General features: G+C 54.7%; 27 protein-coding genes. 19 read left to right on the top strand and 8 right to left on the bottom strand.

Going from position 1 to position 25,715, the window contains the following annotated elements; translation table 11 throughout:
• The first annotated feature begins 150 nt into the window (after positions 1 to 150).
• Together rplM and rpsI are read left to right on the top strand one after the other, a co-directional pair.
• Positions 151 to 615, top strand: coding sequence for a 50S ribosomal protein L13 (gene rplM / locus DFP90_RS01165; RefSeq protein WP_115934586.1), 465 nt, complete (start codon positions 151 to 153; stop codon positions 613 to 615).
• Between the two features lie 2 nt (positions 616 to 617).
• Positions 618 to 1,112, top strand: a complete 495-nt coding sequence (gene rpsI / locus DFP90_RS01160; protein WP_115934585.1) for a 30S ribosomal protein S9 — start codon at positions 618 to 620, stop codon at positions 1,110 to 1,112.
• Positions 1,113 to 1,189: 77 nt separating this feature from the next.
• On the opposite strand, the gene DFP90_RS01155 is transcribed toward rpsI, so the two are convergent.
• Positions 1,190 to 2,167 carry a GlxA family transcriptional regulator gene (locus DFP90_RS01155; RefSeq protein WP_115934584.1) on the bottom strand — a complete coding sequence of 326 codons (978 nt, stop codon included), beginning with the start codon at positions 2,165 to 2,167 and terminating at the stop codon, positions 1,190 to 1,192.
• Positions 2,168 to 2,472: 305 nt separating this feature from the next.
• Between DFP90_RS01155 and DFP90_RS01150 the strand changes: the two genes are divergently transcribed.
• Both DFP90_RS01150 and alr read left to right on the top strand, forming a co-directional pair.
• Positions 2,473 to 3,900 (top strand): alanine/glycine:cation symporter family protein, encoded by a 1,428-nt coding sequence (locus tag DFP90_RS01150; RefSeq protein ID WP_115934583.1) that lies wholly within the window; start codon positions 2,473 to 2,475, stop codon positions 3,898 to 3,900.
• Between the two features lie 85 nt (positions 3,901 to 3,985).
• Positions 3,986 to 5,143 carry an alanine racemase gene (gene alr, locus DFP90_RS01145; RefSeq protein ID WP_115934582.1) on the top strand — a complete coding sequence of 386 codons (1,158 nt, stop codon included), beginning with the start codon at positions 3,986 to 3,988 and terminating at the stop codon, positions 5,141 to 5,143.
• A 14-nt stretch (positions 5,144 to 5,157) separates the two neighbouring features.
• Here alr and DFP90_RS01140 read toward each other — a convergent pair whose 3' ends face one another.
• A complete protein-coding gene (locus DFP90_RS01140; RefSeq protein ID WP_115934581.1) occupies positions 5,158 to 5,439 on the bottom strand; it encodes a putative quinol monooxygenase in 282 nt (93 codons plus the stop codon).
• Between the two features lie 93 nt (positions 5,440 to 5,532).
• Positions 5,533 to 6,426: a LysR substrate-binding domain-containing protein gene (locus tag DFP90_RS01135; RefSeq protein WP_115934580.1), complete on the bottom strand. Its 894-nt coding sequence runs from the start codon at positions 6,424 to 6,426 to the stop codon at positions 5,533 to 5,535.
• 100 nt (positions 6,427 to 6,526) lie between these two features.
• On the opposite strand from DFP90_RS01135, the gene DFP90_RS01130 reads away from it, so the two are divergent.
• From DFP90_RS01130 to rocF, 5 genes are all read left to right on the top strand, one after another.
• Positions 6,527 to 7,450 carry a glutathione S-transferase C-terminal domain-containing protein gene (locus DFP90_RS01130; RefSeq protein ID WP_115934579.1) on the top strand — a complete coding sequence of 308 codons (924 nt, stop codon included), beginning with the start codon at positions 6,527 to 6,529 and terminating at the stop codon, positions 7,448 to 7,450.
• Complete coding sequence (locus tag DFP90_RS01125; protein ID WP_115934578.1) at positions 7,447 to 8,043, top strand: LysE family translocator; 597 nt, start codon at positions 7,447 to 7,449, stop codon at positions 8,041 to 8,043. The genes DFP90_RS01130 and DFP90_RS01125 overlap by 4 nt, the downstream gene beginning before the upstream one ends.
• 105 nt (positions 8,044 to 8,148) lie before the next feature.
• Complete coding sequence (ltaE, locus tag DFP90_RS01120) at positions 8,149 to 9,180, top strand: low-specificity L-threonine aldolase (RefSeq protein WP_218044543.1); 1,032 nt, start codon at positions 8,149 to 8,151, stop codon at positions 9,178 to 9,180.
• A 199-nt stretch (positions 9,181 to 9,379) separates the two neighbouring features.
• Positions 9,380 to 10,174, top strand: coding sequence for a hypothetical protein (locus tag DFP90_RS01115; RefSeq protein ID WP_115934577.1), 795 nt, complete (start codon positions 9,380 to 9,382; stop codon positions 10,172 to 10,174).
• Between the two features lie 133 nt (positions 10,175 to 10,307).
• Positions 10,308 to 11,270 (top strand): arginase, encoded by a 963-nt coding sequence (gene rocF / locus DFP90_RS01110; protein ID WP_115934576.1) that lies wholly within the window; start codon positions 10,308 to 10,310, stop codon positions 11,268 to 11,270.
• 64 nt (positions 11,271 to 11,334) lie between these two features.
• Here rocF and DFP90_RS01105 read toward each other — a convergent pair whose 3' ends face one another.
• Complete coding sequence (locus DFP90_RS01105; RefSeq protein ID WP_245956933.1) at positions 11,335 to 12,039, bottom strand: DUF599 domain-containing protein; 705 nt, start codon at positions 12,037 to 12,039, stop codon at positions 11,335 to 11,337.
• Here DFP90_RS01105 and DFP90_RS23310 point away from each other — a divergent pair.
• Together DFP90_RS23310 and DFP90_RS01100 are read left to right on the top strand one after the other, a co-directional pair.
• Positions 12,038 to 12,169: a hypothetical protein gene (locus DFP90_RS23310; RefSeq protein WP_281269662.1), complete on the top strand. Its 132-nt coding sequence runs from the start codon at positions 12,038 to 12,040 to the stop codon at positions 12,167 to 12,169. The two genes, DFP90_RS01105 and DFP90_RS23310, sit on opposite strands and share 2 nt — an antisense overlap.
• Positions 12,170 to 12,342: 173 nt before the next feature.
• The gene (locus DFP90_RS01100; RefSeq protein ID WP_115934575.1) at positions 12,343 to 14,793 is read left to right on the top strand and encodes a sensor domain-containing protein; all 2,451 of its coding nucleotides are present in this window, start codon (positions 12,343 to 12,345) and stop codon (positions 14,791 to 14,793) included.
• Here DFP90_RS01100 and DFP90_RS01095 read toward each other — a convergent pair whose 3' ends face one another.
• Positions 14,794 to 15,705, bottom strand: coding sequence for a LysR substrate-binding domain-containing protein (locus DFP90_RS01095; RefSeq protein WP_115934574.1), 912 nt, complete (start codon positions 15,703 to 15,705; stop codon positions 14,794 to 14,796).
• A gap of 175 nt (positions 15,706 to 15,880) precedes the next feature.
• Here DFP90_RS01095 and DFP90_RS01090 point away from each other — a divergent pair, with 175 nt between their 5' ends.
• The 4 genes from DFP90_RS01090 (at position 15,881) to DFP90_RS01075 (ending at position 18,506) form a co-directional block, all read left to right on the top strand.
• On the top strand, positions 15,881 to 16,396 hold the full coding sequence (locus DFP90_RS01090; RefSeq protein WP_181905119.1) for a GNAT family N-acetyltransferase: 516 nt from the start codon (positions 15,881 to 15,883) through the stop codon (positions 16,394 to 16,396).
• Positions 16,397 to 16,401: 5 nt separating this feature from the next.
• The gene (locus DFP90_RS01085) at positions 16,402 to 16,704 is read left to right on the top strand and encodes a hypothetical protein (protein ID WP_115934572.1); all 303 of its coding nucleotides are present in this window, start codon (positions 16,402 to 16,404) and stop codon (positions 16,702 to 16,704) included.
• An 89-nt stretch (positions 16,705 to 16,793) separates the two neighbouring features.
• Positions 16,794 to 17,855, top strand: a complete 1,062-nt coding sequence (gene argC / locus DFP90_RS01080; RefSeq protein WP_115934571.1) for an N-acetyl-gamma-glutamyl-phosphate reductase — start codon at positions 16,794 to 16,796, stop codon at positions 17,853 to 17,855.
• 87 nt (positions 17,856 to 17,942) lie between these two features.
• Positions 17,943 to 18,506 carry a nucleotidyltransferase family protein gene (locus DFP90_RS01075; protein WP_115934570.1) on the top strand — a complete coding sequence of 188 codons (564 nt, stop codon included), beginning with the start codon at positions 17,943 to 17,945 and terminating at the stop codon, positions 18,504 to 18,506.
• Here DFP90_RS01075 and DFP90_RS01070 read toward each other — a convergent pair.
• The gene (locus tag DFP90_RS01070) at positions 18,491 to 19,024 is read right to left on the bottom strand and encodes a PAS domain-containing protein (protein ID WP_115934569.1); all 534 of its coding nucleotides are present in this window, start codon (positions 19,022 to 19,024) and stop codon (positions 18,491 to 18,493) included. The two genes, DFP90_RS01075 and DFP90_RS01070, sit on opposite strands and share 16 nt — an antisense overlap.
• 184 nt (positions 19,025 to 19,208) lie before the next feature.
• On the opposite strand from DFP90_RS01070, the gene DFP90_RS01065 reads away from it, so the two are divergent.
• Entirely contained in the window at positions 19,209 to 20,045 is an 837-nt protein-coding gene (locus DFP90_RS01065) for a glutamate racemase (RefSeq protein ID WP_115934568.1), read from the top strand.
• Between the two features lie 2 nt (positions 20,046 to 20,047).
• Positions 20,048 to 20,641: a gamma carbonic anhydrase family protein gene (locus DFP90_RS01060; protein ID WP_342767782.1), complete on the top strand. Its 594-nt coding sequence runs from the start codon at positions 20,048 to 20,050 to the stop codon at positions 20,639 to 20,641.
• Here the strand turns inward: DFP90_RS01060 and DFP90_RS01055 are convergent.
• Positions 20,638 to 21,276, bottom strand: coding sequence for an ureidoglycolate lyase (locus DFP90_RS01055; protein ID WP_218044542.1), 639 nt, complete (start codon positions 21,274 to 21,276; stop codon positions 20,638 to 20,640). The two genes, DFP90_RS01060 and DFP90_RS01055, sit on opposite strands and share 4 nt — an antisense overlap.
• A 125-nt stretch (positions 21,277 to 21,401) precedes the next feature.
• Between DFP90_RS01055 and DFP90_RS01050 the strand changes: the two genes are divergently transcribed.
• Together DFP90_RS01050 and DFP90_RS01045 are read left to right on the top strand one after the other, a co-directional pair.
• On the top strand, positions 21,402 to 22,289 hold the full coding sequence (locus DFP90_RS01050; RefSeq protein WP_115934566.1) for a LysR substrate-binding domain-containing protein: 888 nt from the start codon (positions 21,402 to 21,404) through the stop codon (positions 22,287 to 22,289).
• On the top strand, positions 22,286 to 23,701 hold the full coding sequence (locus tag DFP90_RS01045; protein WP_115934565.1) for a cryptochrome/photolyase family protein: 1,416 nt from the start codon (positions 22,286 to 22,288) through the stop codon (positions 23,699 to 23,701). The genes DFP90_RS01050 and DFP90_RS01045 overlap by 4 nt, the downstream gene beginning before the upstream one ends.
• A gap of 21 nt (positions 23,702 to 23,722) precedes the next feature.
• On the opposite strand, the gene DFP90_RS01040 is transcribed toward DFP90_RS01045, so the two are convergent.
• Complete coding sequence (locus DFP90_RS01040) at positions 23,723 to 25,525, bottom strand: PHA/PHB synthase family protein (protein WP_425452127.1); 1,803 nt, start codon at positions 25,523 to 25,525, stop codon at positions 23,723 to 23,725.
• Positions 25,526 to 25,715 lie beyond the last annotated feature (190 nt).

The following is a 25,715-nucleotide window of genomic DNA, read 5'->3' as shown; positions in this document are numbered from 1 at the left end:
ATACCTATTTTGTAAGCCTTTGATATGTATTGGTTATTTCGACTCAAATTCATTTGACTGTAATCCGGCAATCCCTTAGAACACCGGCCAGACGCAGGGAACCTCTCTGCGGCATTTGTTTTTTTATTCTAGCTGAAAGGCGAGACAGGTATGAAAACCTACTCGATGAAAGCAGGCGAGATCGATAAGAAATGGATCCTTATCGATGCAGAAGGCCTGGTTCTCGGCCGCTTGGCTGCTGAAGTTTCCAAGATTCTTCGCGGCAAGCACAAAGCCACCTACACCCCGCATATGGATTGTGGCGACAATGTCATCATCATCAACGCTGAGAAGGTTGCCCTGACCGGCCGCAAGATGACCGACAAGAAATTCTACTGGCATACCGGTTACGTGGGCGGCATCAAGTCCCGTACCATGGGCCAGCTGCTGGAAGGTGAGCATCCGGAGCGCGTGATCCAGAAAGCCGTTCAGCGCATGATCCCGCGTGGCCCGCTCGGTCGCGACCAGATGCGCAACCTGAAAGTCTATGCCGGTGCCGAGCATCCGCATGACGCTCAGCAGCCGGAAGTGCTGGACCTTGCCAGCCGTAACTCTAAGAACAAGCGGAGCGCCTAATCATGGCTGACGAAACCTTGAATGACCTGTCCCAGCTGGGTGACGCGGTTTCCGGTCAGGCTGCCGCTGCTGCTGAAGCTGCTGCACCGGCCGAGCCGAAAATCGACGCTCAGGGCCGTGCCTATGCAACCGGTAAACGGAAAAACGCCATTGCCCGCGTTTGGATCAAGCCGGGTTCCGGTAAAGTGGAAATCAACGGTCGCGAAATCGAAACCTATTTCGCCCGTCCGGTTCTGCGCATGATCATGAAGCAGCCGTTTGAACAGGCTGAGCGCGTTGACCAGTTCGACGTATACGCCACCGTTACCGGTGGTGGCCTGTCCGGTCAGGCCGGTGCCATCCGTCATGGCATATCCAAAGCCCTGGTTGCCTTCGAGCCGGCCCTGCGCCCGGTTCTGAAGTCCGGTGGCTACCTGACCCGCGACAGCCGCGTTGTTGAACGTAAGAAATACGGTAAGGCGAAAGCCCGTCGTAGCTTCCAGTTCTCCAAACGTTAATCGCGTTTCGAGCTGCAAAGTTCAGGAAAAGGGTCGCTTCGGCGACCCTTTTCTTTTGTGCTTTAACAGCCGCATAATCAGTTATTGTTGGCGCTGCGCAGTATCCCCGGCGTCTGTTCGAATTTCTTTCGGAAATGATGGATGAAATGGGCGCAGTCGTTGAAGCCTGCTTCATAGGCGATTTGGGTGACTGACTTGCTGGTATGCAGCAATTGCCAGCGACCGAAATTCAGACGCAGATCCATCCAATAAACCTTGGGCGATATGCCAAACTCACTGCGGAACAGCCGTTCCAACTGGCGTTCGGAGATGCCGAGCCTGGTAGCCAGGCCGGAAACCTTGTCCGGGGTGCCGATATTGCGCTCCATATAGGAAACCGCCTTGCGCACCCGGTAATCCCCTGCGCGTTTCCGGTCCAGCGCATCGATGCGCATGGTTCCGGCCTGTTGATGTGACATGGTCATCTGGAAAACCGCCTTGGCGGCCTGCGCATCGCTGCAATGGCGGGCGATCAGATCGGTTGCCAGGCCGATGGCGGAAACGCCGCCGGGGGCGGTGAAAATCCCCTTATCCTCCAGATAGTCACGATCCTGCAGGCAGCGCAGGTTGGGGTGGCGGGACCGGAAATCCTGCACATGATAGGGGTGCAGGCTGGCGGTTCGGTTAGCCATGATCCCGGCATCAGCCAATACAAAGGACCCGGTGCATAGTCCGATCAGGGGAATACGGTGATCATGCATTTTTCTCAGATAATCGTGGATGGCTCTGGGGACATGATCGATGTTGCGCAGCAAAGGCCCGACCACGGCGACATAATCCAGCTGCTCGGACGGCAGCAGGCGGCTGGTGGCGGGCACCGGGATGCCACAGCTGGACAGGCCAGGCTTTAGGTTTTCCTCCATGATCGACCAGGAGCAGAATAGTTTGCGGCTGGTATCCCCGATATCGGCGGCATGGCGCAGGGCCTCGATAAAACCGCTGAGCGACAGCAGCGGAAATTCATCACATAAGATAAAACCGACATGTAAATCCGGTTTTTCATGGCTGGTGATCATAATTTCAGGGCTGCCGGGTTAAGTTTATTCATGATATTTGTTTTGTAATACAAATGCTTGTGTTGCTTTCTTGATGCTATCCCATGTCTCTCGCAAATTGAGCCTGTCTCCTGAATACCTCTTCTGATAAGAATGCGCCGCGATTGATACCGTCACAATCTGTCGGTTTTATTATGCAATTTGTCGAGCTTCGGTAGCAACCTTATTCAAGGGCTCGGCTAAGCTCTTTAACGAAGGCATTTCATAAGCCTTCGGGAGAGCTGTCACATTCTTGTTCTTGGGGACATTACGGGAAAGTATAGAAAATGGGATTCCTAGAAACGATTTTTGGCGCCATCGGCGATCTGACATGGGGGTGGTCTTTGATCCCCATTCTGGTTGTGTTTGGTGTCTTCATCACGCTGATGACTGGCTTTGTCCAGTTTCAGTTCTTCAAACGCATGTTCCGCGTTCTCTCGTCGAAAAACCAAAGCGGCGATCCAACTTCCATTTCCGCCCGTGAGGCGCTATTGGTCTCCGTTGGTGGGCGCGTTGGCGGTGGGAATATCGCCGGTGTTGCCGTTGCGATCACCCTGGGCGGGCCTGGTGCGGTTTTCTGGATGTGGGTGATCGCCCTTGTTGGCATGGCCACCAGTCTGGTGGAATGCTCGCTGGCTCAGCTCTACAAGCGCCGCCAGGAAAACGGCGATTTCCGCGGCGGCCCGGCGCGCGCGATCATCCATGGCCTTGGCCAGCAGTATAAATGGCTGGCGATCGTTTACGCTGTCTGCCTGATTGCGTCTTTTGCCATTGGTTTCAACGCGTTTCAGGGCAACACGGTGGCAGGTGCCGCCGAAGAAAGCCTGGGCGTCAGCCGCTATATCACCGGTGCCCTCCTGACGGTGATTTCCGGTTTCGTTGTCTTTGGCGGTATCCGCCGGATCGCTAAAGTGGCCGATGTGGTCATCCCGGTGATGGCACTGGGCTATATCCTCATGGCGCTGGTTGTCATCGTGATGAATGCAGGTGATTTGCCGGCGGTATTCGTTTCCATCATCCAGAATGCCTTTGGTCTGGAAGAAGCTGTAGGTGGCGGCATGGGTGCCGCGATCGCGCAAGGCTTGCGCCGGGGGCTTTTCTCCAACGAGGCGGGGCTTGGTTCCGCCCCGAACGTTGCGGCCACAGCACATGTGCGCCATCCGATCAGCCAGGGCATCACGCAATCCTTCTCCGTTTTCATTGACACCATTGTCATTTGCTCCTGCACGGCATTTGTCATCCTTTTGGGCGATGTCTATGTGCCGGGCGCGGAAATTGACGGCGTGGTGCTGACCCAGCAGTCGCTGGCTTCACATCTGGGCGATTGGACGCGCTATTTCCTGACCTTCATCATCCTGCTCTTCGCCTTCAGCTCGATCATCTACAATTATTATCTGGGTGAAAATGCACTGAGCGTGATCACCAAGAGCAAGCTGGCGATCAACGGCCTGAGGGTCGCGATCATGGGGATCATCTTCCTGGGCGCAGTGGCACCGGGCGCGACCGCGGTCTTCTTCTTCTCCGATCCGGCCATGGGGCTGCTGGCCCTGGTCAACCTGGTGGTCATCATGATGCTGTTGCCAACCTGCCTGCGGGTGCTGGCGGATTTCCGGAAACAGCTGAAAGCCGGGGTCGACCGTCCTGTTCTCAATCCGGATGATTTCCCGGATCTTGATCTGGACCGGACGGCCTGGACCGGCAAGGTTGAAAACTGATCTGACGTGAGTTTGATGAAACGGGGGCGTCCGGTTCTTCCGGGCGCCCTTTTTCTTGGTTTTTATTGATAAGGGGCGGTCTGGCATGACTGGCGCATATGCACCATTCCATGAAATTGTCGTTGATCTGGAGATCCTTGCGGAAAATACCCGTCGCCTGATTCAGGCGATGCGGCCTGCCAGGTTATGTGCGGTATTGAAGAATAATGCTTATGGCCATGGTTTGCTGGAATGTGCACGCGTCATCGCCGCCCAGGGAGTGGAGGATTTTGCCGTCGTCAATAACCGGGAAATAGCCATATTGCGCGACGAAGGCGGACGGCTTCTGGAACAAGCCAGGATCTGGCGTATCCGGCCGCCATTGCCTTGGGAGCTTGAAGAGGCGCTTGAAAGGGACTGGCATGTGATTGAGCCTGTTGGTTCGCTGGAAGATGCCGAACGGGCGCTGAGCTTTGCCGCGCCGATGCCGGTGTCCGTGACCCTGGACTGCTCCATGGGGCGCGAAGGTTTTGGTGTGCCTAGCCATCTGGATGACCTGGTGCAGGCTGTGCGCAGGCTGGGACCGGACCGGGTTCGGGGGCTGATGTCCCATTTGGCCAATGCGGATGGGGACAAGGCAGCGCTGGAGACGACACATGCTGAATTGGATGATTTTGATGAAGCGTTCCGGGCGGTTCGGCATTGGCTGCCCGATGAGTGCATGACCCATGTGGGCAATTCTGCGGCCTCCCTCAGGCTCAATCGGGTGCGGGAGGATTATGACATGGTCCGTTGCGGAGCGATCCTATTTGGTGAGGCGACAAGCAATTTAGTGGCGCTGCCGGAGGGAATCCGGCCCTGCCTGCGCTGGCACAGCTGGATCGCTCAGGTGCGCGATGTGCCGCCGGGTGCGCGTGTTGGTTATGGCAGCCGCTATGTGGCAAAGAGCGAGGAGCGGCTGGCCACTTTGCCGGTCGGTTATGCAGATGGCCTGAAAAAAACGTTGGCGGATGGCGCAGGCGAAGTCCTGGTCCGTGGCATCCGCTGCCCGGTTCGCGGGGGGATAAGTTCGTCCAGTGCGGTGATCAGCGTTGCCCAGGTTCCAGGACCACCAGTCCAGGCCGGCGAGGAGGTTGTGCTGATCGGGGAGCAGGCTGGTCAGGTACAGACGCCTGATGAGCTTGCAAGAATGGCTGGGACCGGCCATCTGGATCTGCAGACGGGTATTGTCGCGCCTATTCGATACAGTGCTGTCACTCCTTGAGATCGAGGGGGGTATTAATCGGCTGTCCTAATGGTGTAATCACGTTCAATCCCAACGGAAAAGGCGCCCCAGGGGGAGGTTTTGGCCCGTTCCTGATGACGGTCGAACGCCGCCTGATCAACAAATTCCTCATAGACAGTATATCGCTGCGGATTGTCCGGATCCTGGTCAACATTGAAGATGATGTTACCCGGTTCGGCGCGGGTCAGGGCGATATGGTCTTTTAACTGTTCAGGCATGGCAGCCATTTTTTCTGCGGGAACAGAGATCCAGCCGGACAGGATTATCTTACTCATGGGGCACGGTCTTTCTTACGGCCTGTGTGAAATCGGAAGGCAAATCCTAGGGTGGGCTTTGTTCCGTGACAATATCGGATGGGAATTATCATTTTATGCCAGAGATTTGTTGCGTGCCTCTTGTCGCAGCCAATTAATGAGGACCTGGACAGCCCCTCTGGGAGAGCCGCCTTCCGGCTGAATGATCCAATAGGCCCGGGCCAGATGGATCTTTTGTTCGGGGTAGAGACGCTTAAGGTTGCCAATGGCCAGATCCTCTTCCGCCAGTCTCTCCCGGGCTAGGGCGATGCCCAGATTTTGTGCGGCCGCCCGTAGCAGCAGGTCAGAAGATGCAAAACGCGGCCCTTTCCCTAAATTGGGAATTTCCTGCGGAAAAACAGATTGCCAGCTTTGCCAGGATGTTTGCGGGTCCCGGTCATGCAGCAGGGTATGGTCGGCCAGGGCAATATCGGGCCCGTGACACTCAAAAAACTCGCGTCCTGCAACGGGAAAAAGAGTTTCATCCATCAAGGGCAGACAATTGACCCCGGACCAGGGGCCTTTGCCCATCCTGATGTTGAAGTCGACCCGTGCATCATTTGGGTGGTGGATTTTCTGGTCGGCGATGACGGAAACTTCTATGGCGGGATGATCCTCGTTGAAACGGGCGAGACGGGGCAGGAGCCAGCGTGCGGCAAATGAGGGGGTCGTTGCGATGGTTACCGTATTGCTGCCGGTCATTTCACGGATGGCGGCACAACTGCTGTCCAGGGCGCGCAGTTGTTTCAGGCTGTCACGGCCAAGCATTTCCCCCTGGGCCGTGAAGGATAGATTTTTCCGCCCCCCTTCGTGGCTGACCAGCGTAACCCCCAACCAGGCCTCTAATTCGCGCAGATGACGGCTGACGGATGAATGCGTGATGGACAGGGATCTGGCCGCCGGTCTGATGCCGCCGGTTTCGTAGATGGCAGCAAAGGCCCGCAAGCCATTGAGGGGGATGTTTTTCATGGTCTAATAAATAGACCAAAAAATACAAATTATGAACCATTAATTTTAAAGGGCCTCCGCTAATCTGCCCATCGATCATTGAACAGTAGGGAGAGAAGCCATGGGCATGTTAGTGAAGGGTCGCTGGCGCGATGAGGATCAATTGCATATCAATGGACACTATCAGCGGCCAGTCAGTGTTTTTGACGGCGAGATTGAAGGTGAACATCTAAAACAGGCCCGTAATCAGCCGGGGCGCTATGTCCTGATCGGTTCTGCAAGCTGCCCTTGGTCGCATCGATGTATTCTGGTCCGGGCGGTTGAAGGGCTGGAGGGGATGATCCCGATCCATCTGGCCCATGGGCCGCGAGTTGAAGGCTACGCCCTCGATGGCGGAAAAGAATGGCCTATTCCCGGCACCAGAAACACCGCCCGGCATCTGCACCAGCTATACAGCCTCTCTGAGCCTGCCTATACCGGCCGTTCAACGGTGCCGGTTCTGTGGGATCGCGAAACCTGCAGGATCGTCAGTAACGAATCTTCTCAGATTGTCGCCTTCCTTGCTGCTTTGGGAGGGCGGGGAAGACTGTTCCCGACACCAACGGCAGCGGCGCAGGAAGAATTGCAGCTGCGCATGCATGAGGCGCTCAATAATGGTGTCTACCGTGCTGGTTTTGCGGAAAGCCAGGAGGCTTATGATGAAGCTGTGGTAGAGGTTTTCACCATGATGGATGAATTGGAAGAGCGGCTCGGCGATCATTCATTCCTTATGGGTAAGGCCCTATCCTATGCTGATCTGCAGCTTTTTGTGACGTTGGTCCGGTTTGATCCGGTTTATTATATTCTCCACCGATGCTGTTTGAAGCGTTTGGTCGATTATCCGCGACTTTGGCGCTGGGCGCGCAGGATCTATCAGATGCCTGGTGTTTCCGACACTGTTGATTGGGGGGCCATCTGCAGAGCCAGCTATGCCAATGACACCCGTCATGCCCAACCGGCCATTGTACCGGTTCTGCCGCTGGCCGATTGGTGGCAACTGCCATGAGCTGGGAATGGATGTCTGGTCTGGCCGGTTTGTTGCTGCTGATCACGCTGTCGCCCGGTCCTAACAATCTGGTCCTGTTGAATGTGGGCACAAGCGGCGGTATGTCGCGTGCGTTTGCTGCTGTTCTGGGCATACAGGTCGGCAGCCTTCTGGTACTGGCGCTGGTTTGGCTGGGGGTGGTCGGCGGGGCGTTGATTGCTGGTCTGGACCGTTTGATGGTCTATGGCGGCGCATTGCTGCTGATAATCATGGCATTCTCAATCTTTATGGGCGGAAAAAACGGGTCTGTGAAGATGCCGGCCATGGCCTTCTGGCCTTTGATGCTGTTTCAATTGGCTAACCCGAAAAGCTGGATGCTGGTCTTTGCAGCGCTGTCGGTCATTCCAAAGCAGAATGATGCCTTGTTGGAAGGGGCGGTCTTTTTGACCATCTTTGTCCTGGCGCCGCTCTGCGCACAATTGATCTGGCTTGCCGCCGGGGCGGTGATCCGGGAAAAGTTTGATCAAAGTCAAAGGTTCGATTTGCTTTTCCGTTATCTGATGGCCGGGGCTTTGCTGCTCTTTGCCGGCATGGGGATGGTGAACGGTATGTGAATGATTGCTCATGCCCGGCCTGAGGGATCTTCATTTGCCTCGGCCGGGCGTTTCGGGCCTTATTGCCGCGAGAGACATGACGCCGTTGGTTGGAGGAAGAAGACAATGGGCCAGATGAAAACTTACAAATTCGATTTCAGGAGCGACACCGTGACAAGGCCGTCTGCTGGCATGCGTCAGGCCATGGCTGAAGCAGAAGTCGGGGATGATGTTTTCGGGGATGATCCAACCGTCCGGAGGCTTGAAATGGCCATGGCGAAAAGTTTGGGGAAGGAAGATGGGTTATTTGTGACCTCCGGAACCCAGTCAAACCTTGTGGCATTGATGGCTCATTGCGGGCGCGGGGAGGAATACCTGGTAGGGCAGCAGGCGCATTGTTATCGCTGGGAGGGTGGCGGTGCCGCGGTTCTGGGCAGCATCCAGCCCCAGCCGATCGAAAATCAGCCAGACGGATCCATTGCCCTGTCGGATATCAAGGCCGCGATCAAGCCTGATGATCCGCATTTTGCCATGACCAGTCTGTTGGCCCTGGAAAATACCATTGGCGGTAAGGTTTTGGGCATGGACTATATTACTGCGGCAACCAGCCTGGCCCGTTCTGAGGGGCTGAGATGCCATTTGGATGGCGCGCGCGCCTTTAATGCGGTGACCGCACTCGGTTTGCCTATCTCAACGCTTGCAGACCCGTTTGATAGTGTTTCCATTTGTCTGTCAAAGGGGCTAGGCGCGCCCATTGGATCTGTCCTGGTGGGTGAGGGGGCGTTTATTGCCAGGGGGCGGCGTATCCGGAAAATGCTGGGCGGCGGCTTGCGACAGGTCGGCATTCTGGCAGCGGCCGGTCTCTATGCTCTGGAACATAATGTGGACCGCCTTGCCGAGGATCATGCCAACGCGCGTTTGCTGGCAGAGGGGCTCAATACCATTGACGGGCTGACGGCCGGGCTGCCCGACAGCAATATTTTGTTTGTCGATGTCGCGCCGGAAATTGCCTCGGATCTCTCCACCCATTTGGCTGAGGCCGGGATCGGCTATACCGAGCTTTATGGAAAACAGCGCTGGGTAACCCATCTTGATGTGGGCCGGGAGGCCGTTGAAACAGTGCTGGACCTGCTGTTCCGTTGGCAGGCGGGTCGCTAAGGTTCTCTCTTGTCTGGCGAAAGTGGCAATGGTATGCATTTTATCATAATTTGCATGCAATTTACTTGCGAAGTCATTGATATTAATAAAATTATTCACATTTCTGTGACGCTTGTCACAGTCCCTGGATCTCGTAAAATGATAGGTATGATTGGCAGCAGGATGGTAACCGTTATGACGTGAGATGTGAGGGGCTGATATGTTTGGGCATGGAGTTTTTGGCCGGAAGAAGAATCGGGACGGTTTTGCACAATCGGCAAAAGACCGGGATTCCATCGGTCCGGATGGCACCTGTAAGGATGCCTTAAAAAACCCACCTGCGAATGAGACAGCCGCGCCCGGCCCGGAAGAAGCCGACGAGGAACAGGCCTGCAGCGCATTGATCGACATGATCCGCAGTCATTATCGGAAAATAGAGGCGGACCGTACCGAAAACCTGCTGAATGCCCTTGGGGCATTGGCGGGGTTTGGCTGTCAGGTCGGCCTGCGCGAGAATTTGATCGACAATGGCAGCGAGACTGAAGAGACGCTGTTCATCACCATTAAAACCGAAAATGAGGAACGTTTCTTTACTGGCGACAAGTTAAATGAGGCTTTGTTCGGAGATGCCTGTTCCGGTGCGCTATCCGTTTGGTCCCTGGTGTCTCGCCCACTGCGCGATATCGGCGGAGAATTGCTCGATCTTGAGGATATGGTGCGCCGGTCAGCGGCTGCTATGGGAACAGCTGTTTATGGTGTGCCGAAACTTCCGCAAAGTCATCTGCCGGACGAATTGCCCATAGAGGCGTTGCAGCAGCATTGGGGGCAGGCCCGGGCATTGATGGAAGATCTTGGGGTGGCTTCTGCCGGTTTCGCCTTGGTGCCTGCTTTTGCTATTGGCCGAATCATCCGTGAACAGCAGGAAATGCTGTCTCCCTATGTCGGGGTGAAGGTTGCGATGGAGGCGGTGGTGCCCATGTCGCGGGTCGACCCGAAAGTTATTCTCAAATCCTGACTGGAAAACCGCATATTCTGCGGTTTTTTGTTCCTCTTTGCTATTATCTAAACCCTAATTGTGGCTGATAATTCCATCTGTTAAACAGATCGTGTATTCTCTGTTTTCAACAGTTTTCTGGAACGATTCGACCATGAGCAAATCTCAAAAAACCGCGCCTGAACGTGTCTCTTTGATTGGCGCCCCCACCGATGTTGGTGCGGGACGACGCGGCAGTTCCATGGGACCCGAAGCCCTGCGTGTGGCGGGGCTGCATAAAATGTTGCGCGGGCTTGGGATGGAAGTGGTGGATCGCGGAGACCTGATCGGGCCACTTAATCCGGAGGAAAAACCGGTTAATGGCTATCGGAATCTGAAAGAGGTTGCGGCCTGGAATGGTTTAGTACGCGATGCGATGTATGAAGCCCTTAAAGATGGTGATTTTCCGATCCTGATGGGGGGCGATCATTGCCTGGCAGTGGGATCAATAGCCGGGGTTGCAAAGCACTGTCATGAAGCGGGGAAATCACTGTCTGTCCTGTGGCTGGACGCCCATGCGGATTTCAATACCCCGGATACGTCGCCTTCCGGCAATATCCATGGCATGCCTATTGCCTGCCTGGCCGGGCATGGCCCAAAGGAATTGACCGGTCTGGGGCATGCGGTACCGATCCTTGATCCAACGAATGTGATACAGGTGGGGATCCGCTCCGTTGACGCGGCGGAAAAGGAATTGGTCGCGGAAAATGGGCTCACAGTTTATGACATGCGCCAGATCGACGAACATGGCATGCGCCGGGTGATGGATATGGCGCTGGCCAAAGCTGCAGAGGCCGGCGGCCATATGCATGTCAGCTTTGATGTGGATTTCCTGGACCCCAGCATTGCGCCGGGCGTACCGACCACCGTGCCGGGTGGCCCCAATTACAGAGAGGCACAGCTCTGCATGGAGATGATTTATGATTCCGGCCTGACCTGCTCCCTGGATATCATGGAATTGAACCCGGCTTTTGATCGCGGGAACATGACGGCGGAACTGGCGGTGGAACTGGTATCGAGCCTGTTTGGTGAGCAGACCCTGGCCCGTACTCATTCAAACCGGAAATACAGCCTTTGACTCAGTCACCAACCAAATGTGGTTCGGAAGCGGGATCTTAAAACGGGTCCCGCTTTTTTTATGCCTATTCGTCGTCCTTCAGGGCCAGCAGAGCGTTTGAACTGAATTCCCGCCGGTAGAGAACATAAACCACCAAAGTTGCGGCCGCGATCATCAGTACCGGATTGAAAAACCAGGCTAAGGCTGCGGATCCAAAGAAATAGGCGCGCAAACCGTGATTGAAATGATAGCCGGATCGGCGGCTCACTTTTGCGGCACGCCGGGCATGCTTTTCAAGCTCATCCCAAGGGGCCTCGGGGCTGGGGGAGCTGCCGACCATGATATTGCAATAGTTGGTCAGTCGGAAGGCCCAGGCAAATTTGAAAAAGGCATAGACGAATATCAGCGCCAGGAAGAGCACCTTAAACTCCCATTGGGCGGTTGTATTGCCGGTGGAGAAAGGCAGATGGCTGATCGCCTGGGAGACGTCGCTGCTGTTTGACAGCAAGGCGACAGTACCGCCCAGGATCAGCATTGCGGTGGAAGCAAAAAAGGCGATGCCAGTCATCAAATTGCCGAGAATGGTGGTGTCGATCATCTTCATGTCGCGCTTTACCATCTGCACCATCCACATCTCACGATATTGGTTCATACGGGTGGTCAGGCTTTTGCGCGCCCATTGGCTATGATCTGCAAAGAGGGTGTAGAGCACCCATAGAGCCATGAAATACAGCATGCAGACCCAATCCAGGATGGAGAGAATCTGATAGGGCATTGGGAAATCGGACATGGAAAATCAAAGCTTTGGTAACGGTTTTGAAGAGTCCATTCTTGCCGTTCCGAATGATATTGTCGAGCTATCTAAAATCGGGAATAATTTGCAACCGGTTAAACGCATGGTTATGTCAGAGACTGAGTAGGGGGTGTTTTGACGATTCATTGGGGCCGAAGCATTCAATCTTGGAAATTGATCTGGGTCATGGTGCGCTTTGCCCGACTGATCCAAACAGCTGCGCTTCGCGCCGTGTTTTTTTGTGGGGGAGGCCGTTATTGGTGCAAACGGCCGTCAGATTTAGAAAAGAAGTAATGGGTTATGCAGGCGTCTGATTCTTTGGCTGTCATCACGGAACCGGCAATTGAAACCAATTCTGTTTCGGATGGTGATTCCGCCCGTGGCAATATGATCCTTGTGCGGCTTGGGCGATTGGCTGTCTCGGCCTTGTTCATCCTGTTAGTGACGGGATTGGATGTCTTTGTTGTCACCGGCCATCATATGGACAGCCTCTATCTGTTGTCGCTCCTGTTTGTGATGAAATCCAAGGACCGGGCTGATCTTTTCATCGTTTCAACGGGTGTTACCTTGCTTGGTGTTTCGGGCGCTTTGCTTAAAGACGGCACGGCGGGCCATGGTGTCGAATGGCCTTATCTTGCGACGGCGGTCGCGGTTGTTTGGGTGGTTGCCGTCTCCATTGCCATATTCAAGGAGACCCTTTGGACACAAGACGCGATCCTTGAAAATATTGCTGACGGCATTGTCATGCTGAATGACAGTCTTAGGATTGTGCGGTTCAACAAATCGGCCGAACAGATTTTTGGGTATGATCGAAACGAATTGAAAGGGGCGCCTTTCAATGTCTTGTTGTCCGAACCGGAAAAACAGACAGTTTCCCAGATGCTCGGAGACCTGATCCTTGCCGGTGGCTCCGGTAAGTACTTAAAAACGGAAGTTTCAGGCCGCCGCGGGGATGGTTCGGTGTTTCCATTACAACTGTCGGTTCGTGCTGCCAGGGTCCGTGGCCGGCGCAGATATTATGCGGTCCTGAACGACCTGACTGGCCAGAGGGAAACCAATGAAAAGCTCTGGAAGCTATCCAATGCCGTGGAGCAAAGCTCTGCTGCGACCATCATCACCGATCTGTCGGGACGTATTGAATATGTAAACCGGCGGTTTTGTGAGTTGAGCGGCTATGAGCCTGATGATGTGTTAGGGCAAAACACCCGCATATTGCGTTCCGATGATCCGCAGAATCAGAACGGCCCCAATATTTGGCAGACCATCAACAATGGCGAGTCCTGGCGCGGCGAGTTCCATAATCGCAAGAAAAATGGCGAATATTATTGGGTCGAAGCGGCAATTTCGCCGATCAAGAAGGATGGGCGCATCACCCATTTCATGAGCGTTCAGGAAGATATCTCTGTCCGCAAGGAGTATGAGGCCCAGCTGGAACGGCAGGCGAATTACGATGACCTGACCGGATTTCCCAATCGGCTGATGGCCATGGAACGGCTTGGCCAGGCCCTGGAGATCCGAAATTCCCAGCAGACCAATGTGGCGGTCATGATTGTTGACCTGGATCAGTTCAACGCCGTGAATGATACTTTGGGTCATCACAGTGGGGATTTGTTGATCCGGGAAACCGCGTTCCGCATCAAGCAGACGCTGGATAAAACCGCGACACTGGCCAGGCTTGGCGGGGATGAATTCCTGGTGATCCTGCCAGCGATCAACACAGCGAAACTGGCTGACAAGGTGGCAAGCCGGATCCTGGAAGCAATTGAAGCCCCCTTTGTCATCGACGAGCAGGAAATATATGTCACGGCCAGTATTGGTGTTTCCATTGCCCCCGATGACGGCACGGATGCGCACAGTCTGCTGAAAAATGCTGATGCGGCCTTGTTTCTTGCCAAAAAAGACGGCCGGAACACATATCGTTTCTTCAAGGCCCATATGAATGAAGCGGCATTGCAGCGGCTTGAGATGGTCACGAAGCTGCGTAAAGCCATCGCCAATGACGAATTGAGCGTTCATTATCAGCCGTTGTTTGACATTGCGACTGGCAATCTCGTGACGTTGGAAGCGCTTATTCGCTGGAACCATCCGAAAGAAGGCTGGATCGCGCCGGATCAGTTTATTCCGGTGGCTGAAGAAACCGGCCTGATCAAGGATATTGGGGATCAGGTGCTTCGCCGGGCCTGTGCGGATGTAAAGGAAATCATGTATCGCCTGCAGCGTCCGGTGAAGGTCGCGGTGAATATCTCCGCCCGGCAATTCAAGGATGGTCATTTCGATGAAAAAGTCCTGGGCATCATCGCGTCACAAGGGATTGTCCCGGAATATCTGGAACTTGAAATCACTGAACGGCTGTTGATGTTGGATGATCCGGAAACAGCTGGGATTTTGCGACGCCTTGCCAAGGCGGGTGTCAGCCTGTCGATCGATGATTTTGGTACGGGTTATTCATCGCTGAGCTATCTGAAGCGCTATCCGTTTGACGTGCTGAAGATTGACCGGGCGTTTGTGAAGGATGTCACCCATGACAGCCAAAGCGCGGCCCTGGTATCTGCGATCATCGCCATGGCGCAAAGCCTGGATCTGAAGGTCATTGCTGAAGGCGTGGAGGAGGAGGGGCAGTTGGCCCATCTGAAAAAGCACGGCTGTGACATTGCACAGGGGTTCCTGTTGGGACGGCCCATGAGCGTTGCTGATCTTACCGCAAAGATCCATCAATGGCAGATGGTGGAACTGGAAGCACCGGTGGCGTGATTATTTGAGCTGGCGGCCTGTATTGCGGCAAAGCCAGTCACGGAACAACAGCACTTTCATATTGGCTTCCCGGTCTGGCGGGTAGATCAGGAAATAGCCACGTCGTGATTTCACCGTGATGTCGCTGACCTGGATCAGTTGACCAAAGGCAAGTTCGCGTTCTACCAGGACTCGGGGTAACAATGCCACACCAAGGCCGGAAACGGCGGCTTCGATCAGCATGAAGAAATGCTCGAATGAATGACCTATGGTCAGGTCGGTTTCCACCTCGGCAATAGCGCACCATTCCAGCCAGCTTTCCGGGCGGGTCGAATGATGTAGCATGGGATATTGGGTGACTTCACGGGGCGTATTCAAATGCCGAAGCACCAGCGAGGGGGAGGCCACTGTTATCAGTTCCTCATCCATCAACGGAATGCTCTTCAAGCCCGGCCAATGGCCATCCCCGTAAAAGAGGCAGAGGTCGATTTGTCCGCCGGCCAGGTCTGGTGCTCGTTCCGCCGTTGCGAAGTTGAGATCAACAGCACTGAGTGAGATGCGGATCTCGGGATGTTCCTGATTAAACGGCACCAGCCGCGGCACCAGCCAGCGGGTTGCCAGGGTTGGCAGGCTGGCGACTTTAAGATTTTCAATCTGCCCCCCATGGGTCAGCAGATCCACTGTCGCCGCTTCAACCCGATCCAGGGCGTCGCGCAGTGGTGGCAGATAGGTGCGTCCGGCCTCTGTCAGATACATGCGCTGTTTCACCCGTCGGAACAGGCGGATGCCCAAACGGCTTTCCAGTTGGCTGATTTGTTGGCTGATGGCACCGGATGTGACGTTTAGCTCCTCTGCGGCCCTGGCGAAGCTTTCACGACGGGCTGCGGCTTCGAATGCCCGGATGGCGGTCATGGGCGGAGAGTTTTTGCGCATGGTTTTCCTATAGAAAAACTTAAAAACTGCTGAAACTTATCCTTAGGAACTAACTATCTGTTATTTTTTGATTGGTCGCAATAATCGTTTTTGGAGTGTTGGGAACTGCTGGTGTCAGCGCAAGGGAATGGTTAATATTCTGGGGGATTTGGGTTGGCTGGAGGAGTGGTTCGCTATGGCGATCGTAATTGATCATTTGATCTGTACGGATGGAATGCGCGAGGAGTTGACCGCGCTTACGGCGCGTGCCGTTAAAAGTACCTATTATCGGGACGATCTCACCCAGGCGCAGCGGGACGCCAATCAACGGATCATCGATATTGCCTATGACAGCTGTCTGGCGGCGAACCGGAACGATCAACAAGCTGTTTTGGGGGCCTGGGTGGAGGACGAACTGTCGGGCTTTGTTATCTCTACGATCCATGGTGAAGAGAATCGTGAGCTGGATTGGCTGATGGTGGACCCGGTGCATCATGGACAGGGCGTTGCGGATACTTTGATGCGTGCGGGGCTGGAATGGTTGGACCCGATGACCGATATCTGGCTCAATACTATCCGGTTCAACAGCCGGGCGATCCATTTTTATCAGCGCTATGGTTTTGCCATTGACGAGACGGCGCAATCCCATCATGTGGTGCCTAATGTGATCATGCGGCGGCCGCCCAGGCCACTATCCAATGAAGGCAGGTAAAGAAAATGACTGATGACCCCAGATTTAAGCGCCGCGAAGACTATCTTGAGGAAAAAGAGATCCTGGCAAAGGCGGACCTGGCCGAACTGGAACATAACAGCGGCGGCTTTCTAGGGCTTGCCAATTTCCTGCCGCGCAAAGGGGCTGCCATCGGTGCTTTGGCCCGATTTAAGGTGTTGAACGAAGCGGACCGTCCAATTGAGTATGGCGGGCTGCTCTCGGGCAGGAAGGGAGGGGCGGTGATGGCCATTATCCTGCTGGTGGTCGCAGGATTGTTGGTGGTCAATATGGTTGTCCGCCATCTTTGACCTTTTCATCGCGCTTCAATGGCTTATAACCAGCAAAGACCGCTTTGTTCGTGAAGCGGGCTGAACAAATCAATTCAATGGTGAGAAAGATGTCTTTTACAGAGAAAGTCAAGGTGGGTGTGCTTGGTGCCAGCGGTTATACCGGGGCCGAGCTTATCCGACTGTTGAACCTGCATCCCAATGCGGAAATTGCCTTTCTCACCGCAAACCGATTTGCCGGCCAGCGCATGGCCGATGTGTACCCGCATCTCTCTCATCTGGATCTACCGGATCTGATCGCGATCGAAGAGGCGGATTGGAAACAGGCGGATGTCATTTTCTGCGGTCTGCCCCATGGCACGACCCAGGAAACCATCAAGCAGGTTCTGAGCGAGGCGCCGGAGAGCAAGATTGTGGATTTGTCCGCGGATTTCCGGCTCTCGGATCTGGATACCTATGCGGAATGGTATGGTCATGCCCACCAAGCACCGGAATTGCAGGCCGAAGCGGTCTATGGCCTGACTGAGATTTTCCGTGATGCTGTTGCCGGCGCGCGTCTTGTTGGCAATCCCGGCTGTTATACGACTGCCGCCCAATTGCCGCTGATTCCCTTGATTGAGGCTGGCCTGATCGAGGCGGACGGGGTGATTATTGATGCAAAATCCGGGGTTACCGGAGCTGGTCGTTCTGAAAAACAGGCTAATCTTCATGCCGAGATTTCCGAAGGCATGCACGCCTATGCGGTGGGAACCCATCGTCATGCCTGTGAAATTGAGCAGGGATTGACCCTGGCCAATGGTGGCAAGGCGGTTATGACGTGTTTCACTCCTCATCTGGTGCCAATGAACCGTGGCATTCTTGCGACCAGCTATGTGAAGCTGACCGGTGCTGAGAGCCATGAGAGTCTTCATGCCTGTCTGTCGGAGCGCTATGACAGTGAGCCTTTTGTTCATGTCATGTCGCTAGGGGTCGCACCTGCGACCCGCGAAGTGCGCGGCACCAATCAATGCCGGATCGGTGTTTTTGCCGATCGTGTGCCGGGGCGGGCGATCCTGGTGTCAGTGATTGATAATCTGGTGAAAGGGGCCTCCGGCCAGGCGATCCAGAATATGAATGTTATGCTGGGTCTTGAAGAGACGGCGGGTCTTGATCAGGTGGCGATGTTCCCCTGATATTGGCGTATCTGACGAGGTCCGGTGACTTCCGAAATTGAAAACAGCCTATGCCTTTGCCAGTGGATCCGTCAGGATCCCTGGCGCATGGCGGCATTAGAGGTCATGCATGCGCAGGACAGTGATGCCTGGATTGCCGCAGGATTTGTCCGAAACATGGTTTGGGACCGGCTGAGCGGTATTGCTGAACGGCCGCTTGATGATATTGATGTCCTGATTTTTGATCCCGACGACCGAACAAGCTGGGCACCTGAGCAAGCCCTGGAGGCGCGCCTGTTGGCCGCAGCGCCGGAATTCCCCTGGTCGGTGCGCAACCAGGCGCGCATGCATATCCGTAACCGGGATGATGCTTATCAAGATATTCCCCATGCCATGGCCCATTGGCTTGAAACTGCGACCAGCATAGCGGTTCGCATGACATCGTCCGGAACACTGGAAATCTGCGCGCCCTATGGGTTGGCGGATCTGTTCGGCCTTATTTTGAGGCCGACATCACCCGGCCATGTAAAGCGAGATGAACTAAGAGCGCGGGCAGACGCCAAGGGGTGGCTGAAAAGATGGCCGGATCTTGCCTTTTTGCGCGATCATCCGGCTGAACCTTATGCCGGCGGTTGCTTCAAGTTTTCTGAGGCAAATCAGTCAATCTTGTAATAATGCTGGAAATCATCACCGCTGTCGGCTTCAAATCGGTTAGGCCGGTATTGATAGTGGCTGGTACCAAAAACAAAGCGGATGCGATCATTTTCGTCGGCCAGCGGCAGGACAAGCTTCTCAACTGGCTTTTGAGTGGTATCGCAATAACGCCGGATATGAAGAAGGGCCGGTTTGTTGATGACATTACGCATGCGCGGCAGGCTGGTTTCCGCCAGATCGGGCGGCATGAATTCTCCAACCAAATGGTCTCTGATCGGCTGGCCCCAGGCTTCATCCACCACGCTGCCGGAAACACGGCAAAGGAAATCGTCTGCTTCCGAGACATATTCGTAGAGCCAGCAATAAGGCAGGCTGCGTGGAAAATTGACAGGATCAAACGCTGATTTTCGGGGAATTTTCCCCACGGCCTGATGGAGGTCCTGCCAGGTTTTCAGCACCGCCGTCAGATGTGGGCTTTCCTGGGCGGGTAACTGCCCGCCTTCGATTTTTCCGAATTTGAAACACTGGGTTTTCATTGAAAAAGCTGAGTCTTACCCATGAAAAGAGTCAATAAGTTAACAAATAGTTAACAGCAAATATCTCTGAGACCAAGAAAATAATGGTTTGATAATCAGCCTCTTTTTCCTTTTGAATGACATAATTAGGTCGTAATCCGTCTGTGGAATAAGCGGGTATTCAAAGACCAGGAGAGATTAAGGCGTGATTGGCGTTTTTGATTCAGGCTCCGGCGGTATGACCGTTCTGGACAAATTGCGGGAAACTTTTCCAGGCCAATCCTTCATTTATTTGGGGGATCATCGTCATGCGCCTTATGGCAAAAGGACGGCGAAAGAACTTTATGAGTTATGCTGCCGCAATGTTTCTTATCTGATGCAGCGTGGCTGCCGGCTGGTGGTGTTGGCGTGTAACACTGCGTCCGTGTCGGTGCTGCGCCGCATGCAGCGGGAATGGCTGCCGCGGCATTTTCCGGATCATCGGATCCTTGGGGTGTTTGTGCCGATGGTCGAGTTCTTAACAGGTTGGGACTGGCGTTCCGACAAGGCCAGCGGCCAAGGGCTTCAGGGACGGGTGACTTTGTTTGCCACACCCTTCACGGTGCATTCCAAACGCTTTTCGACAGAGATTCGGAAACGCAGTGAAAGCCTGAGCGTGATGGAAACCGCTTGTCCGGCATTGGTGCGGGCCATTGAAGACCATGCCTGTCAGGATGTGCTGGATATTTTGGTGGAAAATTATGTGCGCCGCAGCGGTTTGCGACCGGAAACCAACGGCAAGCATTATGCGCTTCTCGGCTGCACCCATTATCCGTTGCTGGCCGCCTGTTTCCGGCGTCATCTCCCCTCTGGCTGTAGGCTCTTATCACAACCAGATGTGGTGGCAAAAAGCCTGATGGAGTATGCATCGCGCCATCCGGATATTATTGCTGATGAAGGAATGGGGGGGGAAGATCTTCTGTTGACGACGGGGGATCCGGATAAAGTTTCCCGTACTGTATCCCGTTTCCTGGATTATCAGGTTCGTTTCGAAGCGGTTTGAGCATGGATACAGTAAATGCTATGGAAGCGGGTAATTGCCATATACTGCCGCTCAAGGATGAAATGATGCTTCCAGCCCAGATCTTGCCCTTCGAAGATAAAAGCCCCTTTCTGCATCAAACTGTATTCCTGGCCCCTGGCGCGACGGTGATCGGTGATGTTCAGGTCGGTGCTGATAGCAGCATCTGGTACGGCTGTGTGCTGCGCGGCGATGTGAATGAAATTCGCATCGGCAGGGGCAGCAATATCCAGGACGGCACGGTGATCCATGTGGCAACACACGGCCAGGGCAGTTATATCGGCGACAATGTGTCGATCGGTCATCAAGCATTGATCCATGCCTGCACCATTGAGGATGGGGCCTTCATCGGCATGAATGCAACCGTTATGGATGGCGCGGTTGTCGAAAAAGGAGCAATGGTCGCGGCGGGGGCCATGGTATTGCCCGGGCGGGTGGTGAAATCGGGTACGCTTTGGACCGGTAGCCCGGCACAATACCGGCGTGATCTCACCGATAAAGATCAACAGATGATCGATTGGACTGCGCCGCACTATGTGGAGCTTGCCCGCCGTCACCTCCGTTCTCTTGGGGATTAACCCGCCTTGCGCAAGGGGACAGAGAGGTAGCAGCCGAATTCCTTTGGAAAATTGACGCTGACCCTGGCATGCACCTTGCCCTGCCGATCAAAAAAACGAATGTCATCATCAATCGGTGCCTGGGCCTCATGCCAGACATTGGGATGGATATACAGCGCTTTGCTGCCATCACAATAGAAGGCTTTGAATTTGTCTGGGCTGATATCGTCGCCGGGCAGGGCAAGCATGGATATAAAGGGTTTGCCATCCAGGGAATAAAACAGTTGGCCCCCGTCGGGGTGATAATTGGCATGCCATATTAAAAGCCGGTCCCGCGGTGCGGTCGGTTCTTCCGATGAGGCCTGTACCGGGTCGCAACTCCAGCCGATCAGATAGCTGTCATCCACGGCTTCGTTGACTCCGCAAAGAATATCCCCGAACCATTTAAACCGGAATATGCCTTCGGTTGTGCCGGCCTCGTCACCGGTATCCTCATCAACAGGTCGCCATCCCTGAGCGGGCCAGCGGACGATCTCAATAGGAAATTCTTCATAATTGTCCACCAACTCACCATAACCGGTCAGGGATTCATCGGTGGCCTGGATCAGCGGGATTTCGTGAATACTGAACTCTTCCAGCAGAAAGGGCGGTTTCATTCTGACATCCATCGGGGGTATCTCTTCTTTGATGTGATTTCTTTATCGTGAATTCAGCAGGAAGAGGGGTGTTTAATCAAATTTATAATGTTGGAAAAAAATATCAAAAAAACTAATATTCCGACATGCGATATGCTCAGTTAAAAGCCTTTGATGCCGTTGCCCGGCTGTTGAGTTTTTCCAAGGCGGCGGACCGCTTGGGGATAACCCAGCCTGCGGTGACCTTGCAAATAAAAGCCCTGGAAGAGGAAAACGACGTTTCCCTGTTTTTGCGTCAGGGCGGTGGGGTTTCTCTGACGGCGGCGGGCCTTGCGCTTTTTGACCACACCAGCCGGATGTTTGCGGTCGAAGAGGAAATTCGGGAATTTCTGACGGATCGCCGCAATTTGTCGGCCGGCGAATTGGTTCTGGGGGCGGATGGCCCTCATGTGGCACTGGATTTGATCGCGCGTTTCAAGATGCTCTATCCAGGCATTCACGTGAAGCTCGAGCTGGGAAATGCCCGCAGCGTTTGGCGCGATGTGACGGAAAGCCGGGTCGAGGCAGCGATCATGGCCAATCCACCGACGGATGACCGGGTGACAGTCCAGCCTCTGTTGCGCTCCGGCATGATGGCGATCATGCCGCTGGACCACCCGTTGGCTGAGGGGGGGGATGTCGGGTTGGCGGATTTCGCAGCCTCTTTCCTGATCGCGCGAGAGCAAGGGTCCAATACCAGGCGTGTGCTGGAAGCCGCCATGAAGTCCGGCGGATACGGTTTCGATCCTGCGATGGAGCTTGGCAGTCGGGAGGCTGTGCGCGAGGCGGTGGCTGTCGGCATGGGGGTTGGTTGTGTTTATGCGCGTGAAACCGTCGGCGACAGCCGGATTGCGGCACGCCCCATCCGCGAACTGACCAACAGCAATCTCGACACGCTGGTTTTTTTATCCAGAAACAGCAATCGCCGTGTGATCCGATCCTTGCAGGACTGCGCAAAAGGGCTGTCGATTGATTTGGGGAAAAATGACGAATGACCAATGTCATCTGGTTCCGCAGGGATCTCAGGCTGCGGGACAATCCAGCGCTGAAGGCAGCGGCGGAAGAAGGAGAAATCCTGCCGCTCTATATTTTGGAAGAGGGCGCGAACCTGCGCCCGATCGGCGGTGCCAGCCGATGGTGGCTGCATCACAGCCTTGAACATCTGGAAAGCAGCCTGGGCGGTATGGAATATGCGCACGGCGAAGCGTTAGGCATTCTAAGGGAGCTGGCCCAACGATCCGGCGCGAGGACAATCCACTGGAACCGTTGTCTGGACGCTAATGGCGAACAGCGGGACTATCAGTTGGCGACGGAGCTGCGCGAGGAAGGGGTCGATGTCGTCATTCATGATGACGGATATCTGTTCCGGCCAGAAGAGATGCGAACCGGGGCCGGCGGGCCGTTCAAGGTGTTTTCGCCTTTCTGGAAAGCCTGTCAGACACGCCAGGTGATGCCGCCGGTTGAAGCGCCGGAAGTTAGCCTTTCCAAGGAATTGGACCATAGTCTTGGCCTGGCGGATTTGCAGCTTTTGCCGCGCAGTCCTGACTGGGCGCAGGGTTGGTGTAACCTTTGGCAACCGGGAGAGTTGGGGGCAAAGAGCCGACTGGAGCAATTCATCAAAACCGGCTTGCCGGGATATGGCTCGGGGCGGGACCGGCCGGACCAGGCGCATGTTTCCAGGCTCTCTGCTCATTTGCATTTTGGCGAAATATCACCGCGGCAGGTCTGGGCCAGGATGGCATTTGCGCAAGAGGCACGGCCGGAGCTTGCCCGCGATATTGCAAAATTCCAGTCCGAGTTGGGCTGGCGGGAATTTTCTCATCAACTTCTGTATCATTACCCGGATTTGGCGGAAAAGAACTGGCGCCCGGGCTTTGATCATTATCCCTGGCGGGATGATCCCCGGGGGCTTGTTGCCTGGCAGCGGGGCATGACCGGTTATCCGATTGTGGATGCGGGCATGCGGGAGCTTTGGCAAACGGGATATATGCATAACCGTGTGCGCATGGTGGCGGCCAGCTTCCTGATCAAACATCTGCGCATTGATTGGCGCGCAGGCGAGCGTTGGTTCTGGGATACACTGGTTGATGCGGACGCGGCCAATAATGCCGCAAGCTGGCAATGGGTCGCCGGTTCCGGTGCCGATGCGGCACCTTATTTCCGGATCTTTAATCCGATGACCCAGGGGCGAAAGTTCGATCCGGACGGCACCTATGTCCGGCGTTGGTGCCCGGAATTGAAGCGGTTGGATAACCGGTTCATCCATGCCCCGTTTGAAGCCAGTCCGATGGAACTGGAGATGGCCGGAATACGGTTGGGGCGGGATTATCCCAACCCCATCGTGGATCATGCGGCCGCTCGCCAGGCTGCGCTCAGCGGCTATGACCGGGTAAAGGCGGCCGGATGATCCAGGCTGTCATCTAGCGGGTTAGACGCGGACCCTGACGTAGGAACCGGGCGCATCCTCTATGGCTTTGAGCTTTCCATCTCCGGGCTGACGCGCTGGAATTTTTTTACCCGCCTTCCGGGCTATCCATTTCTGCCATTCCGGCCACCAGGAGCCGTCATTTTGGGTAGCGCCATCCAGCCAGGCCTGCGGATCCGCTGTCTTTTTCGTGCTGGTCCAATAACCGTATTTCATCTTGTCCGACGGCGGATTGATGACACCGGCAATATGACCGGAACCCGCCAGTACGAATTTGACCGGACCGGCATAGGTCTTGACCGCAGAGTAAGTCGACTTCCACGGCGCGATATGGTCTTCCTTGGTGGAAAGCACGAAGGTAGGCGTTTTGATCGTGGTCAGGTCAATGGGCACATTGTCCAGAATGATTCCGCCCGGTTCCATCAGCCGGTTCTCCACATACATCTTGCGAAGATAAAAGGAATGCATGGCGGCGGGCATCCGGGTCGAGTCCGAATTCCAATAAAGCAGGTCAAACGGGAAGGGTTGTTTGCCCATCAGGTAGTTATTGATGACGAAGGACCAGATCAGGTCATTGGCGCGCAGCATATTAAAAGTGGTCGCCATCTCGCTGCCATCCAGATAGCCCTTTTCAGCCATCATCTGATCCAGATGTTTCATCTGCTCTTCATCGATGAAAACGGAAAGCTCGCCCGCCTCGGTGAAGTCGATCATAGTGGTGAAATAGGTTGCGGATTTGACCCGTTTGTCATTTTTGGCCGTCATATAGGCCAATGTGCTGGCCAGCAGCGTGCCGCCGAGGCAATAACCGATGACATTGGCCTCTTTTTCACCTGTGGCCTGTTCAATGGCGTCCAGGGCGGCAAGTGGACCTTCGAACATATAGTCTTCGAAGCTCTTATCCGCCAGCGTTTCATCCGGATTGATCCAGGAGATCACAAAAACCGTGTGACCCTGGGAAACGGCGTAGCGGATGAAGGAATTCTTTTCTTTCAGATCCAGAATATAAAATTTGTTGATCCAGGGCGGAATGATCAGCAGCGGTGTTGTGTAGGTTGTTTCAGTGCTGGGGGTATACTGGATCAGCTGCATCAGGTCATTCTGATACACGACCTTGCCGGGGGTGGTGGCGATATTTCCTCCGATTTCAAAGGCTTCCGGATCGGTCATGGAAATTTTAAGCCGGCCTTGCCCCCGTTCCAGATCGCCCAGCAGATTCTCAAGCCCCTGAACCAGGTTGTCCCCTTTGGAATCGAGCGTTTCCCGCAGGGCCGCCGGATTGGTCATCAGAAAATTGGTGGGGGCCAGCGCATCGGCGAATTGCCGCGTATAGAAATCAACCTTGCGAGCGGTATGGTCGTCCAGCCCTTCCACCTCATTCACGGTTTCCTGCAGCCAGCGCGAGGTCAGGAGGTAGGACTGTTTGATGTAGTCGAATAGGGTGCTTTCACTCCATTCGTCATCTTTAAACCGCTTATCGCCTTGGTCGGGAGCGATCATGGGATCTACATTTTCGCCCAGCATTTTGCGGGTGGTGTTTTGCCACAGGGTCATCTGGCTATGCCAGAATTCCTGCTGTGCCTTTGCCAGGGCCTGTGGGTTTTCCATCATTGCCCGGCCCATTTCCAGAAAAGCATTACCGATATTCAAAGGGTCAATGCTGGTGGTGGCGGTCGGCTGCATGCCGGGATGCTTTTCCAAATAATCGGTAATCATCTTATGGCTGCGCTCGGCGACATCGGCCATGACATGGGACCATTCTCTTGATGCTTCCCAGATGTCGGTATTTTCGCGGCTGTCCTTCATTTCAACCCCCGTGAACTGCTATGGACTGTTGCAATTTTTACAATAAGCTAGTGGCGGAAAGTTTCAACTTTCTTACAGGTTTGGGAGAGAGAAACTATTTCTCTTGTTCTATTGCCGGACCGGTTGCGCTTCCTTATGATGCGCGGTCAAAGCGAGCCAGGGACGGGCGGCCTTATTGCTGCCGCATTGC

This window comes from Aestuariispira insulae (genome assembly GCF_003385955.1).
GTDB classification, from domain to species: domain Bacteria; phylum Pseudomonadota; class Alphaproteobacteria; order UBA8366; family Aestuariispiraceae; genus Aestuariispira; species Aestuariispira insulae.
This window is presented reverse-complemented; position numbering and strand designations above follow the sequence as displayed.

Bases quoted from the DNA above. Each gene is read 5' to 3' on its own strand.
- rplM (WP_115934586.1), top strand. From the start codon at position 151: ATGAAAACCTACTCGATGAAAGCAGGCGAGATCGATAAGAAATGGATC.
- rpsI (WP_115934585.1), top strand. From the start codon at position 618: ATGGCTGACGAAACCTTGAATGACCTGTCCCAGCTGGGTGACGCGGTT.
- DFP90_RS01155 (WP_115934584.1), bottom strand. From the start codon at position 2,167: ATGATCACCAGCCATGAAAAACCGGATTTACATGTCGGTTTTATCTTA.
- DFP90_RS01150 (WP_115934583.1), top strand. From the start codon at position 2,473: ATGGGATTCCTAGAAACGATTTTTGGCGCCATCGGCGATCTGACATGG.
- alr (WP_115934582.1), top strand. From the start codon at position 3,986: ATGACTGGCGCATATGCACCATTCCATGAAATTGTCGTTGATCTGGAG.
- DFP90_RS01140 (WP_115934581.1), bottom strand. From the start codon at position 5,439: ATGAGTAAGATAATCCTGTCCGGCTGGATCTCTGTTCCCGCAGAAAAA.
- DFP90_RS01135 (WP_115934580.1), bottom strand. From the start codon at position 6,426: ATGAAAAACATCCCCCTCAATGGCTTGCGGGCCTTTGCTGCCATCTAC.
- DFP90_RS01130 (WP_115934579.1), top strand. From the start codon at position 6,527: ATGGGCATGTTAGTGAAGGGTCGCTGGCGCGATGAGGATCAATTGCAT.
- DFP90_RS01125 (WP_115934578.1), top strand. From the start codon at position 7,447: ATGAGCTGGGAATGGATGTCTGGTCTGGCCGGTTTGTTGCTGCTGATC.
- ltaE (WP_218044543.1), top strand. From the start codon at position 8,149: ATGGGCCAGATGAAAACTTACAAATTCGATTTCAGGAGCGACACCGTG.
- DFP90_RS01115 (WP_115934577.1), top strand. From the start codon at position 9,380: ATGTTTGGGCATGGAGTTTTTGGCCGGAAGAAGAATCGGGACGGTTTT.
- rocF (WP_115934576.1), top strand. From the start codon at position 10,308: ATGAGCAAATCTCAAAAAACCGCGCCTGAACGTGTCTCTTTGATTGGC.
- DFP90_RS23310 (WP_281269662.1), top strand. From the start codon at position 12,038: ATGGAAAATCAAAGCTTTGGTAACGGTTTTGAAGAGTCCATTCTTGCC.
- DFP90_RS01105 (WP_245956933.1), bottom strand. From the start codon at position 12,039: ATGTCCGATTTCCCAATGCCCTATCAGATTCTCTCCATCCTGGATTGG.
- DFP90_RS01100 (WP_115934575.1), top strand. From the start codon at position 12,343: ATGCAGGCGTCTGATTCTTTGGCTGTCATCACGGAACCGGCAATTGAA.
- DFP90_RS01095 (WP_115934574.1), bottom strand. From the start codon at position 15,705: ATGCGCAAAAACTCTCCGCCCATGACCGCCATCCGGGCATTCGAAGCC.
- DFP90_RS01090 (WP_181905119.1), top strand. From the start codon at position 15,881: ATGGCGATCGTAATTGATCATTTGATCTGTACGGATGGAATGCGCGAG.
- DFP90_RS01085 (WP_115934572.1), top strand. From the start codon at position 16,402: ATGACTGATGACCCCAGATTTAAGCGCCGCGAAGACTATCTTGAGGAA.
- argC (WP_115934571.1), top strand. From the start codon at position 16,794: ATGTCTTTTACAGAGAAAGTCAAGGTGGGTGTGCTTGGTGCCAGCGGT.
- DFP90_RS01075 (WP_115934570.1), top strand. From the start codon at position 17,943: ATGGCGGCATTAGAGGTCATGCATGCGCAGGACAGTGATGCCTGGATT.
- DFP90_RS01070 (WP_115934569.1), bottom strand. From the start codon at position 19,024: ATGAAAACCCAGTGTTTCAAATTCGGAAAAATCGAAGGCGGGCAGTTA.
- DFP90_RS01060 (WP_342767782.1), top strand. From the start codon at position 20,048: ATGGATACAGTAAATGCTATGGAAGCGGGTAATTGCCATATACTGCCG.
- DFP90_RS01055 (WP_218044542.1), bottom strand. From the start codon at position 21,276: ATGAAACCGCCCTTTCTGCTGGAAGAGTTCAGTATTCACGAAATCCCG.
- DFP90_RS01050 (WP_115934566.1), top strand. From the start codon at position 21,402: ATGCGATATGCTCAGTTAAAAGCCTTTGATGCCGTTGCCCGGCTGTTG.
- DFP90_RS01045 (WP_115934565.1), top strand. From the start codon at position 22,286: ATGACCAATGTCATCTGGTTCCGCAGGGATCTCAGGCTGCGGGACAAT.
- DFP90_RS01040 (WP_425452127.1), bottom strand. From the start codon at position 25,525: ATGAAGGACAGCCGCGAAAATACCGACATCTGGGAAGCATCAAGAGAA.